Here is a 13,676-nt window from a genome sequence, read left to right as displayed (position 1 = left end):
AACCGGTATGATCCCAAAAAATGTTTTAGCTTAAGCCCCGTTCAGCCGCTAGGCTGAAGAACAGTCGAATTCATGCAAGATTACAAAAACATCCGTCCCGGCGAAGAGCTGCCGTGGCCACAACTCGAAGCTTACCTGCGCCGGGAAATCCCGGAACTGACCGGAGCTTTCTCTTACGCCCAGTTCCACGGCGGCCACGCGAACCTGACTTATCTGCTGCGCTTCGGCGATCGGGAACTCGTCCTTCGGAGACCTCCGTTTGGTAAAATCGCTCCCGGTGCTCACGATATGAAGCGGGAGTATAAAGTACTTTCCGCCCTCCATCCCAGCTTTCCGGCAGCGCCGAATGCCTTTCATCTCTGCACCGATCACGAAGTGATCGGCAGCGACTTCGTCGTCATGGAACGCCGCGAAGGAGTGGTGATCCGTACTACGCTGCCCGAAAACTTTACCAGTTTCGAAAACGCCCCCGAGCGCCTCTCCGACGCACTGATGAAGGTCTGCGCCGACCTCCATCTTGTAGACGTCGCGGCCGCGGGCCTGTCGGACCTCGGTAAACCGGACGGCTTCGTTGATCGCCAACTCAAAGGCTGGGCCAAACGCTGGAGCCTCGCTAAACTGCAAGAAAACCAGCATATGGATCAGCTGATGGAAAACCTGCTGAAGGATGTCCCCAAGCCCCAAAGAATAAGCATTGTCCACGGAGACCTCAAGTTCGACAACTGCCAGTTTCAGGCCGATAACCCGGACGAAGTAAGCTCCGTCTTCGACTGGGATATGGCAACGCTCGGCGACCCGCTCATCGATCTGGGCGGCCTGCTGAGCTACTGGCCGGAAATGCTGCCCAACGGGCAGCAGATGCCCACCTCGATGATGCAGGGTAACTGGCCCACCAAAGCCTGGCTGAAAGAACGCTACGCCGAACATTCAGGCCTCGATCTCAGCCGGATGGACTGGTACGAAGCCTTCGCCTGCTATAAATCCGCCGTCATTACCCAGCAACTCTACGCCCGCTTCGTCGCCGGAAAAACCAAAGACAAGCGCATGGAAATGTTCGGCGAAATCTCCAAAGTGTTCGCCCGCCTGGGCACCACTATCCTGAACGTATGATCCCGGAGGGATCAAATCGTTTTAACCCCGGACGAAGCAAGAGGCGTAGCCTCGAGCGGAGTTCGGGGTGGACACGCCCCCCCCCGACGAAGCCAAGAGGCGTCAGCCTCAAGCGAAGTCCAGGGTGGACACGATCCCCCCAAACGAAGCAAAAGGCGTCAGCCTCGAGCGAAGTCCGGGGTGGACACGATCCCCCCCAGACGAAGCCAAGAGGCGTAGCCTCGAGCGAAGCCCGGAGATCATCACTGCGGCTAACCCGCCACTGCTCCTCCATCCACTACACTGCACCCGCGGCCCCGCCCACCGGAAATACCGCGAAGCGAAAAATTATCACCATGAACTTCGAATACAACCAAAAAACAAAAGACCTGCTAGCCCGGCTGAAAGCTTTCATCGCTGAGCACATCGCTCCGCTGGACAAAGAATACACAGCCTGGACGAGCCAGAATCTCTGGCAGGTTCATCCCGCCATGCCCGGCCTGAAGGAAAAAGCCCGCGCCGCCGGACTCTGGAACCTCTTCCTGCCCGAAGAATACGGCGAGTACAGCCCCGGGCTGACCAACCTCGAGTACGCGCCTTTGGCCGAAGAGATGGGGAGGTATTTGTGGTGTTCCGAAGTATTCAACTGCAGCGCGCCCGACACGGGTAATATGGAAGTGCTGGCCAAATATGGCTCTCCGGCGCAGCGCCAGCAATGGTTGTTACCCCTGCTGGCCGGAGAAATCCGCTCCGCTTTCCTGATGACGGAGCCCGAAGTAGCCAGCTCGGATGCGACTAACATCTGTACCAGCATCGTCCGCGAGGGAGACGAGTACGTCGTCAACGGCAGGAAATGGTGGAGTACGGGCGCGATGCACCCCGACTGCAAGATGTACATCGTGATAGGCAAAACAGACCCTGATGCCGCCCGGCATCAGCAACAAAGTATGATCCTCGTCCCGGCCGCTACGCCGGGTGTCCGCATCGTTCGCCCGCTCGATGCCTTCCATACCTACGATTCACCCTTCGGCCACGCCGAAGTAGAACTGAAGGATGTCCGCGTCCCGGTGGAGAACATAATTCTGGGCGAAGGGCGTGGCTTCGAGGTCGCTCAGGGGCGCCTCGGCCCCGGTCGTATCCACCACTGTATGCGCCTGATCGGTGCCGCGCAGCGGAGCCTGGAACTGATGTGTGCGCGCGTGCAGTCCCGCACGGCCTTCGGCCGCGAGCTGAGCAAGTTTTCCAGCATCCGCCAGGAAGTCGCACGCTCAGCGTGCGAGATCGAGCAGGCCCGCCTGCTGACCCTCTCCGCGGCGGATAAGATCGACCGCGAAGGGATCAAACACGCAAAGGAGCTCGTCTCGATGATCAAAATCGTTGCGCCCACGATGGCGCAAACGGTGATTGACCGCGCCATTCAGGCGCACGGCGGTATGGGCGTTTCCGGAGCGGATACGCCGCTGGCTGCGTTCTGGGCCTACGCCCGCAGCATCCGCCTTGCGGATGGCCCCGACGAAGTACATATGTTCCAGTTGGGGCGGAATGTTATTCAGCGGTTGCCGGGCGCTTAGGGTGGCGGCAGGTTCGGAGTCACCGCCGTTCATGCTCCCGGATCCAACGCAACGTCAGCAAAGCGGCCGGCCCCACCATGCTTCCGTGGTCGAAGCCTCCCAGTTCGTGGAGCTCTGCGTGTTGGTGGCCCGATGCGGTCAGCATGCGCCAGAAATAGGCGGTTTCTTCGTAGCGGCCGAAGAGCTCCAGTTCGCGGTCTCCGGTGATGAGTACGATGGGCAGGTCGCTGACGCGCAGGTGCGCAATGGGGGCGTAGCGGTCTACCACCACGTCGTTCCAGGCCAAGCCGCGCTCTTTGCGCGGGGTGAAGTGGGTGATGGTGTGGCCACTGAAGGGAATCAGCCCGGCCAGACTGTCGGGGTGCAGGCCATGTTCTGCGAGGTAAGTGGTGTCCAGCCCGATCATGCTGGTCAGGTAACCACCGGCACTGTGTCCGGTCACGTAGATGCGTTTCGGGTCGCCGCCGTAACGTTCGATGTTCTTCATCGTCCAGGCAACGGCGGCTGCGGCATCCTGGGTATAAACTGGGTTTTTTACCTTGGGGTGCATCCGGTAGTTGGCAGTGACAACGGCAACGCCCTGATTGTTCCAGGCTTCGATGAAGTGCTTTTGGCCAAATTCCAACCCTCCGCCGTGGAAGTACACGATGGTGGCAAAGCCGGTGCTGTCGGTAGGGTAGCGGAGGTCCAGTTTGCAACGTTCCTGAGCGTATTCATCCGTTGCGTCGGGGCGGTAGCTTAGTTCACGCAGCGTTTCGTAAGTAGTGTCTTTTTGGGCGCTGACGCAGGTGCAGAGCAGGAGGATAAAGGAGCATAGTAGGTACTTCATGGTCGTAATATAGCGCCTGAAGAAGTTTCGCTCTGCTTCTAACAACTCACCCCTGCACCCGCGTGCGCGCCCCCCAAAAACACTTTGTAGGTATCCCACTACTCCGCGCCCACCACCAAACGTTTGGTAGTGATGGTACGGCCCAACGCGTTACGCAGGTTGTAGAGATAGAGCCCTTTGGGCAAATCAGTAACCTCTACGTTCAGGCGGGTCTGGTCTCCGATGGGGGAGAAAGTGCGGGACTCGACCATTCTGCCGTTCATGTTGAACAGCGAGAGCGTGTATTCTCCGCGGTCGAGACCGGTAAACTCAAAGGTGGCCAGTTGGCTGGCGGGGTTGGGGTACACTTTTACCTGTGCCTGCTGCAGCCCGGGGCCTTCGGTGGAAACGGTCCGCGGACGGCGGCGGAAATCCATCCGCTGAATCTCCCCTGTTTGCTCCAGGGTTGTAATCTCAACAATGGGTTCAATGATTTCGGGGCTCCAGAAATAGTAGGTTTTGGTAATGTCCTGAGGACCCACAAAACCCGCCAGTGTTGGGTCCAGGATAGTAATGGTGCCGGTTACGTCGGTCCAGGGCAGGAAGGCGGACTGAATCTCGAGTTGGATGAAAACACTTTCGGTTCTTACTTCCCGCAGGACCGTGTAGGTCTCTCCGTCGATGGTGAGACTTCCGTAGGCATCTACTTCATCGGTTCGGGTAGAAGTGGTGGTAAGCCGCATCGAGTCTACGTTGGCAATAGCGTCACCGATGAGATCGAGCGCCTCGTCGGGCAGGCTGTCTACGGCAATTGTGGCCGAGTTTACCGTTACGGTTTCGTAGGTGTCGAGGTAGTTGAGAGGGGCACGGCGCGTGGGGCGCGCCGGGTCGGCTGGCGTACTGATCTGGAAGTTGGGCAGGATGGCAAAACTGGTCTTAATGCCAACGAGGTTGAATTCGGTATCGGAAACGGAGTAGTAGCTTTCGGTATCGTCTCCGGTCAGGATTTTTAAGTCGGCACCGAGAAACGAAGTGTCGGAACCGATCGCAGTGACGGCATCCGCCCGCTCTTCGTTGATGGGCGGGACGCCGAAATTCCACGAGAGATTGGCTCCCGCTTCAGCGATTACCAGGGTCGATAAATAAGCACTATCAACGGTATTGTACTTCAGGGTGTCTCCGGCAACGGGGAAGTAGTCGTTACTGAGCGTAACCTGAGCCGCCATTGGCGCTAAACAAAAGACCAACAGGGAAACGAGTAAAGATTTGGCCATGTCAAGGGTTGTAATTTATTAGAGCGGGTCACAATATACGGGGAGTTCAGGGCGGCGGATGTCTTTTATAGGATAATTAACCTTTTTGACGGGCAGGAGGCAAAGACATCACCGCGAACCGAAAAGTGTATTGAGGGTTCCGGTTGTCACTGTTTACTGATCCACCCTTTCGTACGCACCCGCATCGGGGGTAGACAGGTCGCGTTCCACGCCCAGAATATCGGTAGGCAGGGAAGGCAGGAATGCCCCAAGGTCACGGGCTACGCTGAGCGAGTCGAGCTGGTAGTCGTCCTGATCCAGCGCTACGAAGAGTGGGTCGCTAAACTCCAGGTTATGGCAGTTTCGGCAGATGTTTTCGTAAAAGTCGGAGAAGATACCGTTTTGCGAATCAAGAAAAGGCTGATCGGTCCGCACTACGGAGTTGTTGAACAGGACGTTCCACTGGCTGGGTTCGCTGCCTTCGAAGATGTCGAGAAATATGAGCTCGCTCCCCCTCGATCCCGAGATGATGGAATTGCGGACGCGGGCGGTCATCGGCGCAAAAACACAGTTGTTGCCGCTGTCGTCGCAGCTGAAGTTGGTCAGCGCCAAAGCGCTGGCGTCGACGCCGTAATTGGCGATGGTGGTGTGCTCCATTTCCAGGGTTCCTCCCTTCACGAACTGAATGGCGTTTCCGAAGTTGTCGTGCAACACTGAGTTGCGTAGTGTTACCTCAGACTGGTAAGCCGAAATGGCTGAACCTCCGGAGTAAGCGATTACGGAGTTCTCGATGGTGACTTCTGCGGCACTGTCGATGGTGATGCCTACAATTGCGTTGAGGAGTTGGGTGTATTCCAGGCGATTATCCCGGCTGCCGGCGCCCAGTACGAGGCCGCGGTATTTGGCAGGGTCCTGCTCAAAGCGGGGCTCGAGGCGGTCGGTGCGCAGGATGACGGGTTCTTCGAGCGTGCCCAGGAACTCTACGGATCCGGTAGCGGTGGTAAGGATAAGGCCGTCGTTGAAAAATCCCGTTCCCGCAAACTGGTCGTTGCGCTGAACGCCTCCGTGGAAGTAGACTTTAGTGCCAGCCAATGCGCGCAGGGTACACTCATCGACAATCAGGGAACCATAAATGACCGTTGGCAAATCGGTGGGCAGGGTGAAAAAGCCTTCAGAGTCACAGTTTCTGGCGTCGATCCCGCCAAATTGCCCCCGGTTGAATCCGTTGAGGTAGTTGGCGTTTTGTCCGTATGCAAGCAGTACTACTTCGTCCTGAATGTCTCCGGTTTCGAAGAGCAAGCGGTCTTCGGCGATGAACGGGCTCGTGTTTTCGGGCTCGGTGGGGTCCACTTCTACCTCCACGAAGAGGAAGATGCTGTCCTCGCCCCAGATAACGATATCCTCCGCTTCCGGCCCGCGGGTGCCGTCGATGTTGAAGATGAAGTTTACACCCGTTCTGCCTTCGACCCGGACACGATCGATTTTGATGGGCTGTTCGCCGTCGTTGTACACCTTCATGCGTTGTGTGGCTGAGCCACGGGCCACAAAAACGGTGTCGAAAGCAACAGTGTCGATGCTGAAACGAAGTTGCACGTTGTTGCCGGTCAGGAACTCTGTTTCTACGTCACAGGCCGAGAAGAGACAAATCATTGCCGCAGCCGTGAAGAAGGACAGTTTTTGAAGAAGGGTCATTTGTGTTGATGGTTCGTTGGAGGGGAGGGCAAAGATAAGTTGGTAGCGGGTAGAATGTAGTAGGTAGTGCTGTCGCATTTTGGAGCGAAATGTTCAATTCGTTTGTAGCGACGTTGCTTTTGAATGAGTAAAAGTACCCGCACAAGGCGAAGCCGCACGAGCGAAGGGAGCTTGCAACAGCAGTTGCACTACTCACTCACTACATACTGGCGCGGCCGCAGGTGCAAAATCAGGTTCAGGAAACCGTTGTGCCCGGCCAGTTTCCTTCGGTCAGCTTATTCAGGATGTCCGGGGTACGTCCGTTTCCTAACAGAACGGGAATTCCCGCAGTAGCAGTCTTTGCGGCTATGCGTAGTTTTGTCGCCATGCCGCCTCTTCCGAAGGAGGTTTTCTTTTGCTGCACGAAACCGAGTACGGATTGATCGGAGGCAGCGACGTCTACGATCAGACGCGAAGCAGGGTTTTCCGGTGGCCCGTCGTAGAGGCCGTCTACGCTGGAAAGGATGACAAGGGCGTCCACTTTCAGCATTCTGGCTACGAGGCCGGCGAGCTCATCGTTGTCGGTAAACATGAGTTCGGAGACGGCAACGACGTCGTTTTCGTTCACAACGGGAACGACTTCGTCGAGCAACAGCGCTCTGAAGCAATTCAGCATATTATCGGCGTGCAGGTCGTCTCTGAAGTCGCCCTTCGTAGCCAGTACCTGGGCACAGAGTAGCCCGTGGTTGTGGAACAGCTGACGGTATATTTCCATCAACCGGACTTGCCCAACCGCACTTTGCACCTGCCTGCGGGCCACTTCCTCGGTTCCTTCCCGAACCTGTAAGAGCTCGCGCCCCGCCCCTACGGCTCCCGAAGAAACAAGCACCAGGCTGATACCGGCCTGTTTGAGGGCCGCGATCTGATCGACGAGATGACTGATATTTGTGATGTCGAGGCGACCGTCCGGACGGGTAAGCACGTTGGTGCCCACTTTTATTACGAGGCTCTTATACATATCGCAAAGATAGCCAGACCGTTTGCTGATCAAAAGCTATTACCGCAAAGCGCGGGCCTAATTTATGTTCGAGTTACCACCTGCGAACGCGGGATGAGGACAAAGGAAACCAAGGCGTTTTTACCAAAAAAGAGGTCCGTCTCTCTGGAGAAACGGACCTGAACGAATGGCTATTATGGTGCTTTTCTAGCTAAATATTGTTCATAGTATTGTCTACTCTGTCTCAAAAATAAACTCAAAAAAATATGTGTGATTACAGTGAACCCCATAGAGGTTGTTTGAATCTTCGCACAATATGGAGAGCTTATTTACGATTTTTAAATTTGGTCCGATAAGCGGTTATTATGATTCGATAAGCGGTAAATTAAGAGAGCCAGTCTTCTACGAGTTTTTTCCTTCGTCGGCTTATTTCTGCTTTCAGGCCCCCGTTTAGCGAAATTTCGTCGGCAGACAGCCTGACTACGTGCTTCCGATTAACGATAAAAGAGCGGTGTGTCATAAAAAAATCCGGCGTTGGCAGCATCTTTTTGTAATGTCCGATCGGGTAGGAGGAAGTCCGGCGGGTGCCGTCGGCGAGGTGGATCAGGGTGTAGCCATCGCTTCCCTGGCAGCAGATGATGTCTCCGGCGGTAATGAATTCTATACCGTGGTCGTTGGGGATCCCGATGTGCTTATCGGCGTTGCTGGAGGCATCTATGTTTGCGAGCAAGGCTTCGAGCCTGCGGGAACTGTTCTTCTGGTGCATTCGTTCTTTGGCCCGCTGTACCGCCGTAGCCAACGAACCCTGATCTACGGGCTTAAGGATGTAATCGAGTGCGGCACAGTTGAAGGCCTGGAAGGCGAACTCATTACGGCTCGTAACGAAAACGATCTCCGGGCGTGCGTCTTTACCTAATTGCCGGATGAGGTCGAAACCCGTTCCTCCGGGCATCTCGATGTCTAGAAATAATAGTTCAGGCTTCAATTTTCTGATTTTCATCAGCCCTTCATGAACGTTAGTTGCTTCGCCCACCACCGTTAATTCCTGGTGGTAGGCCCGTAACATTTTCTTCAGCTCGGTGTTTGCGGCCGGCTCATCATCAATAATAAGTGTGTTCATATCGTGAATGTAATCGTTGAAAGTATTGATAATACGATTTGCGAGGAGTACAAATGAGTTTTCTTTACCTTAGCATTTCGGGTTTCCTGTAATTTGTCAGGATACTTGCATACGTTTTCCTTTTTGTGTGGAATTTCATACCGCTCTACATTTTTGATTTTCCACCTATCCCCCCTCCCTCTTTTCAACAAGCTTCGCCTGAGACTGAGCGGAGAGGGAGCCAAAAATGTAGAGTAGTGTGGTGAAATTTATGCTCTCTAAACTAAATATAAGCTTTAATGTCATTATCATTCTGCTCTTGTGTGGAACTAACCTGACGTGTCAGGAATTTCCTCCCGAGGAGTATAGGTTGAAGTATTTTGGCACCAAAGATGGCCTTTCCAGCAGAATCGCTTACAATTCCGTCGCTGATACGACGGGGGTAATATGGTCGGGGACTACGGGAGGCTTATGCCGGATCAACGGCTACGGCGTCACCGGACTGCATCAGATTCCTATGACTTTTCGGGGAGAGGTACACTACGATGCCAAAGGATGGCTCTACGTGATAAACCGAAGTTTTCACGACTCAGTGGAGGTCATCAATCCGGCTACTCTCGAAGTGTGGGGAGACCGGTTCAACGATAAGTCACGTGGCGTTTTTGGCGGTATTTACCAGCGGAATGGTTCCGCGCTCTACTTTGCGCAGGGTGGCATTATTTATGCTTACCTGCCGGGCGAAGAACTACGACAAATTCACCTGATTAGCCAGGAAATATTGTCCGGAGATCAGTTGATTGCAGCGTCGGATGACAGTTACCTCCTGTACCGAAAAGAGACGCAAACTATTGAGCAGTTTCACAACGGAGAATTCAGCGTCCTGAAACTGCCCACCGATTCCCCTCCTGATTGTTTGTATCTCGACCAGAGTGACTACCTGTGGGTAAGTAGCCCTGAAGGGACTTTTCGCCGGCCGATGGGGGGAAGTTTTTCTCTTTTTCTGGGACCTCTGGAAAACGGAGGAAGTATCAACTTCTTCGCCGAAGACGAGAACCACAATATGTTCTTTGGCTACATGGATCCGCTCCTGATTCGGGTAACTTACCTGGAACAAATTATTGACGGAGTGCGGTCAGAAGCGAAATGGCTGACAGGCATTGAAGACAGAATCCTTTCTATTTCGGGGAAGGATTACCGGAAGACGATCAGGCTCAATACTTACGGAGGCATCTACGCACTAGATTTCAACGATCCGGTAAAAAGCCCGTTCAAAAAGTACCTTTCTCATGATATTCTTCCGGGTAAGTTCGGGGATGTGATGCGTGGTTTCACCGCTGATGACGAGGGGCGCATCTATACCAATAAAGACTCCAGCATGCCATACTGGTTCCGGCTCAATCCGGAATCAGACGAAATGGATACCCTCATAATCCTCGACAACGAAGGCCTTGCGGTGGATCAACTGGGGTGCGGTACTAACCTCATTAATTATAAAGGTGACATCTATGGTCATACCTGTGGTCTGGATTCCAACGGTCTCTTTCTGGGTTCTCTTTACCGGTACAACCCCCGGAGTGATGAATGGAAAAGCTGGCCCTTGCCAGAAGCCAGCCAGGTTATCCGCTGGATCGCAAAAGGGAGGACTGAGGATGAGTTTCTCTTGATCACGGAAGAAAAAGTAAACCATGAGGATGGCCAGCTCTATTACTTTTATCCGGCACAGGACTCATTCGCATACATACAACCCGCCGGCCCGGCTTTGGCCGTAGAAGGATATACAAAAGGGGCAGCGTTCGACGAAAAGCGCAATTGCCTTTGGTTCGGTACCGACCGGGCATTCTATCGCTTCGATTTTGAGGATCATAAACTGCATTCCTACTTTCTGGGCGGAGACAAGGAAACCTTTATCTCCGATGTCCTGCTGCGCAAGAACGGTATGCTCCTGCTGTCAGCCCTCAAGGAAGGCTTACAATCGTTTGACCCCTCCTCCGGAAGATTCACCAAAGTAGGCGGTCTCGTTCCCGTGAACCAACAACCCGCCAATCCTGAAGTATTCCTTGAACTACCAACTAACGACGTTGCTACGCTGAACCTGACCGAAGAGAACGATCTTTTGCTCACAACCTTCGAAGGGCTTGCCCTGCACGGAAGCCGAACCGGAGAAACGACAGTCTTTACTACCAACGATGGTTTGGGAAGCGACGAATTCAATACCTCATCTGTATTTTTTCATGCGGCCGGTAAGCGGTGGTATGCCGGAGGAGTAAACGGTTTCGTTTCCTTCTCGATCGCCGATCTTACCCCGCCCGTGAGCCCCTATAATCCGGTATTCCTAAGCTATCGGATTTTTGATAAAGGAATAGGATACGAGACTACTCATATTCTCCCCTCGGCCCCAGCGCATGAGATTACCTTCAGCCCTTCGGTGCTATATTTTGAAATTGATTTTACCATACCGGATTATTTTCCCCAAGGACACAGGAAATACCAGACGAAACTGGAAGGCCTCGACATAGATTGGTCTTCACCCACTACCAGTAATTCGGTTCGGTACACCGGCCTCGATCCGGGAAAGTACACCCTCCACGTAAGGGCTTTCGATGGCCAGGGGCGCAAAGGAGAGATCGAACGCAGCATCAACATAGTAGTGCTGAAGCCCTTTTATAAACAGTGGTGGTTCGGTTTTCTAATGGTTCTGACCTGTCTCCTGCTTTTGTATTGTATGCACCGGATAAGGCTGTATCGTCTGCGCGAGAAAATGGAACGAGAGCGTAAAATGCAAAGCCTGGAGTTGCGCTCATTACGGCAACAACTTAATCCGCATTTCATCAGTAATGCCATGAATGCCATCAAGGAATATATTCAAAGACCCGATGCGAATGATCCGGCCCGCTACCTTACCGACTTCTCACTGATGATGCGGCGCTTCCTTGAGTCATCCCGGCATCGGTTCACCTCCATCGCCGACGAGGTCGACATGCTCGAACGCTACATCAGTCTGGAGCAGCTTCGGTTTCCCGGGAAATTCAACGTCAACGTTCGTATCGACCCGAAGTTAGACCCGCAGATGGACGAAGTTCCATCTTTGTTCCTGCAACCTATCATTGAAAATGCTATACAGCACGGCCTGGGCCCCCTGAAATCGGGCGGGGAACTCATCATCGATTTCAGCCTTGACCCAACGGATGATGACGTGATTATTTGCGTGATTTCCGACAACGGCGTTGGCCGTAGCAACGCCGAGATGCTCCCTAAAAGATTCAACCACGTTTCCCGGGCAACGGCCATTCTCGAAGAACGACAGGCGCTTTTGGCAACCAATGACGAGATTAAGATCGGCATTGAAGTTTCTGACCTGTATCCCGGTAAGAAGTATCCGGGCACGGTGGTTACCATCAGAATTGAAGCGTGCTGAATCTCCTGAATGAGGGGAGGGAGCAAGGGTGTCTGAATCCTCTCAGGAAATCTATCTTTGCGCCATGGGAAAATACAAGTGGTTACTGATCCTGTTGATTCTTGCCGTTGTGGCCCGCTGGGGGACCTTTTTCATCTCCGTGATCAATCACGACGAGAGCACCTACATCGTCATCGCCGACGAAATGCTCCGCGGAGAGATCTATCTGCAGGATGTGGTCGATACAAAACCGATTGGTATTTTCTGGATTTACGCAGCCCTGATAAAACTGACGGGGGGAAGCATCATAGCACTGCGGGCTGCTGCAACTGCTGTAGTGGCATTGGGGGGCTGGGGCCTGTTTCTGGCTGGTCGCCGGGCAACGGGACACGAGCAGGTAGGTGCCGCGGCCGGTGTAATCTACATCTTTATTTGTAGCCTTTTCACGTATTACGGTATATCCCCGAATACGGAGATTTTCTTCAATCTTTTCACCATCGCTGCGGTAGCTCTTGCGGTAGCTCCCCGTGTGAACGAAGGAAGTGCGGATCCGGTTTGGCACTGGCCGGTAGCAGGCTTCCTCCTGGGCCTTGCTGTTATCATCAAACCTTTCGCCGCTGCCGAGGCCCTTGCTGTTGGTCTTTTCATGGTTTGGTATTACGCACAGCGTCAGGCGTTCGGTCGCATGCTTGGCTCAGGCACACTGCTGGTAGCCTTTTTCACACTGCCGCTGCTTTACGTGTATGGGTATTATTACCGTCTCGGACTGCTCGATCAACTAGCTTTCTACACCTTTGAAGTGAGTTCTGCTTACCCCATAGAACTGCCATGGTATTTACGTCTCAAGTACATGGGGGATTACCTGTTGCGTTTTTCGCCCTTTGTGATTTTAGGGGCGGGGGCGCTGGTGCAATGGAAAAAACAAAAGAGCAGGGCCGGAATTCGCTGGTGGAGTTACCTGCTGCTTCAGTTCCTGCTGGTCACGGTTGTGGTGCTGCTCACCGGCAAGCGCTTCGGACATTATCAGATTCAGCTTCACCCCGTACTGGCGTTGCTGGCCGCCTGTTGGTGGACGCCGGGATTCCCGTCATCGCTCTCCATCATCAAACGATGGTGGGCCAGGCGCAAAAACAACCTTAGTACCAACATGGCTCCCTCGCAGACCGGAACAATTTTCGGGGGCGCGCGAGCCTGGTGGACCGTTGCTGTTTTGGCACTCTTGCTGGGTGGTATGCACTTTAGCCGCTACAGCAAAAAAGACGACTACTCAAAAGAACTGGCCACCTACCTGAACGCGAACCTCGGGCCCGAGGAAACCTTTTTCCTCCTCAACGGGCACCAGATCACCTATCACCTCACGGGAAGAAATGTGCCTACTCCGTATGTTCATTCTTCTCTGTTGTTCCTCGACCATCACGTCCGCGCCTTCCAGGTCGACGAAATAGCAGAAGCCAACCGCATCATCGATGATGAGCAGGTAACCCTCCTCGTGGGGCGCGAGGACGATGAAGAAATTGAGGGCGCACTAGGGCAAAGGATCCTTACTGCTTTCGAACCCGTTGATTCCATCGGGGGGGAGTTGGTGATCTACCGGCGTAAGTAGCTTTTCACAATCAGCCGATCTGACTAAGGCACCATACCTGATTTCGGAAACGTCTGTTTCTTGTTATGAAAGAGCCTGAACTGATTCGTTCGTTTGAGGTTGCTTTCGGGAGAAGCGCCTTCGTTAACTTTCGTGCAGGCAAACACGGGGCCCTCCGCGTGGGTTATAAGTATAATTTCCTCTCCCCGCTA

9 protein-coding genes are annotated in these 13,676 nt (G+C 53.9%); 4 read left to right on the top strand and 5 right to left on the bottom strand.

What is annotated here, in order from left to right:
- The first annotated feature begins 72 nt into the window (after positions 1 to 72).
- Together FUA23_RS09510 and FUA23_RS09505 are read left to right on the top strand one after the other, a co-directional pair.
- Entirely contained in the window at positions 73 to 1,110 is a 1,038-nt protein-coding gene (locus FUA23_RS09510) for a phosphotransferase family protein (protein ID WP_147930507.1), read from the top strand.
- 335 nt (positions 1,111 to 1,445) lie between these two features.
- A complete protein-coding gene (locus FUA23_RS09505) occupies positions 1,446 to 2,660 on the top strand; it encodes an acyl-CoA dehydrogenase family protein (RefSeq protein WP_147930506.1) in 1,215 nt (404 codons plus the stop codon).
- A 19-nt stretch (positions 2,661 to 2,679) separates the two neighbouring features.
- Here the strand turns inward: FUA23_RS09505 and FUA23_RS09500 are convergent, their stop codons facing one another.
- From FUA23_RS09500 to FUA23_RS09480, 5 genes are all read right to left on the bottom strand, one after another.
- Positions 2,680 to 3,489 carry an alpha/beta hydrolase gene (locus tag FUA23_RS09500; RefSeq protein WP_147930505.1) on the bottom strand — a complete coding sequence of 270 codons (810 nt, stop codon included), beginning with the start codon at positions 3,487 to 3,489 and terminating at the stop codon, positions 2,680 to 2,682.
- A 98-nt stretch (positions 3,490 to 3,587) separates the two neighbouring features.
- Positions 3,588 to 4,742, bottom strand: a complete 1,155-nt coding sequence (locus tag FUA23_RS09495) for a T9SS type A sorting domain-containing protein (protein WP_147930504.1) — start codon at positions 4,740 to 4,742, stop codon at positions 3,588 to 3,590.
- 153 nt (positions 4,743 to 4,895) lie between these two features.
- The gene (locus FUA23_RS09490; protein ID WP_222707015.1) at positions 4,896 to 6,413 is read right to left on the bottom strand and encodes a right-handed parallel beta-helix repeat-containing protein; all 1,518 of its coding nucleotides are present in this window, start codon (positions 6,411 to 6,413) and stop codon (positions 4,896 to 4,898) included.
- 235 nt (positions 6,414 to 6,648) lie between these two features.
- Complete coding sequence (gene proB, locus FUA23_RS09485) at positions 6,649 to 7,410, bottom strand: glutamate 5-kinase (RefSeq protein ID WP_147930502.1); 762 nt, start codon at positions 7,408 to 7,410, stop codon at positions 6,649 to 6,651.
- Positions 7,411 to 7,774: 364 nt separating this feature from the next.
- Positions 7,775 to 8,509 (bottom strand): LytR/AlgR family response regulator transcription factor, encoded by a 735-nt coding sequence (locus FUA23_RS09480; RefSeq protein WP_147930501.1) that lies wholly within the window; start codon positions 8,507 to 8,509, stop codon positions 7,775 to 7,777.
- 250 nt (positions 8,510 to 8,759) lie between these two features.
- Between FUA23_RS09480 and FUA23_RS09475 the strand changes: the two genes are divergently transcribed.
- Together FUA23_RS09475 and FUA23_RS09470 are read left to right on the top strand one after the other, a co-directional pair.
- The gene (locus FUA23_RS09475; RefSeq protein ID WP_147930500.1) at positions 8,760 to 11,903 is read left to right on the top strand and encodes a sensor histidine kinase; all 3,144 of its coding nucleotides are present in this window, start codon (positions 8,760 to 8,762) and stop codon (positions 11,901 to 11,903) included.
- Positions 11,904 to 11,967: 64 nt separating this feature from the next.
- The gene (locus FUA23_RS09470; RefSeq protein ID WP_147930499.1) at positions 11,968 to 13,485 is read left to right on the top strand and encodes an ArnT family glycosyltransferase; all 1,518 of its coding nucleotides are present in this window, start codon (positions 11,968 to 11,970) and stop codon (positions 13,483 to 13,485) included.
- Positions 13,486 to 13,676 lie beyond the last annotated feature (191 nt).

This window comes from Neolewinella aurantiaca, from assembly GCF_008014675.1.
GTDB lineage: Bacteria > Bacteroidota > Bacteroidia > Chitinophagales > Saprospiraceae > Neolewinella > Neolewinella aurantiaca.
This window is presented reverse-complemented; position numbering and strand designations above follow the sequence as displayed.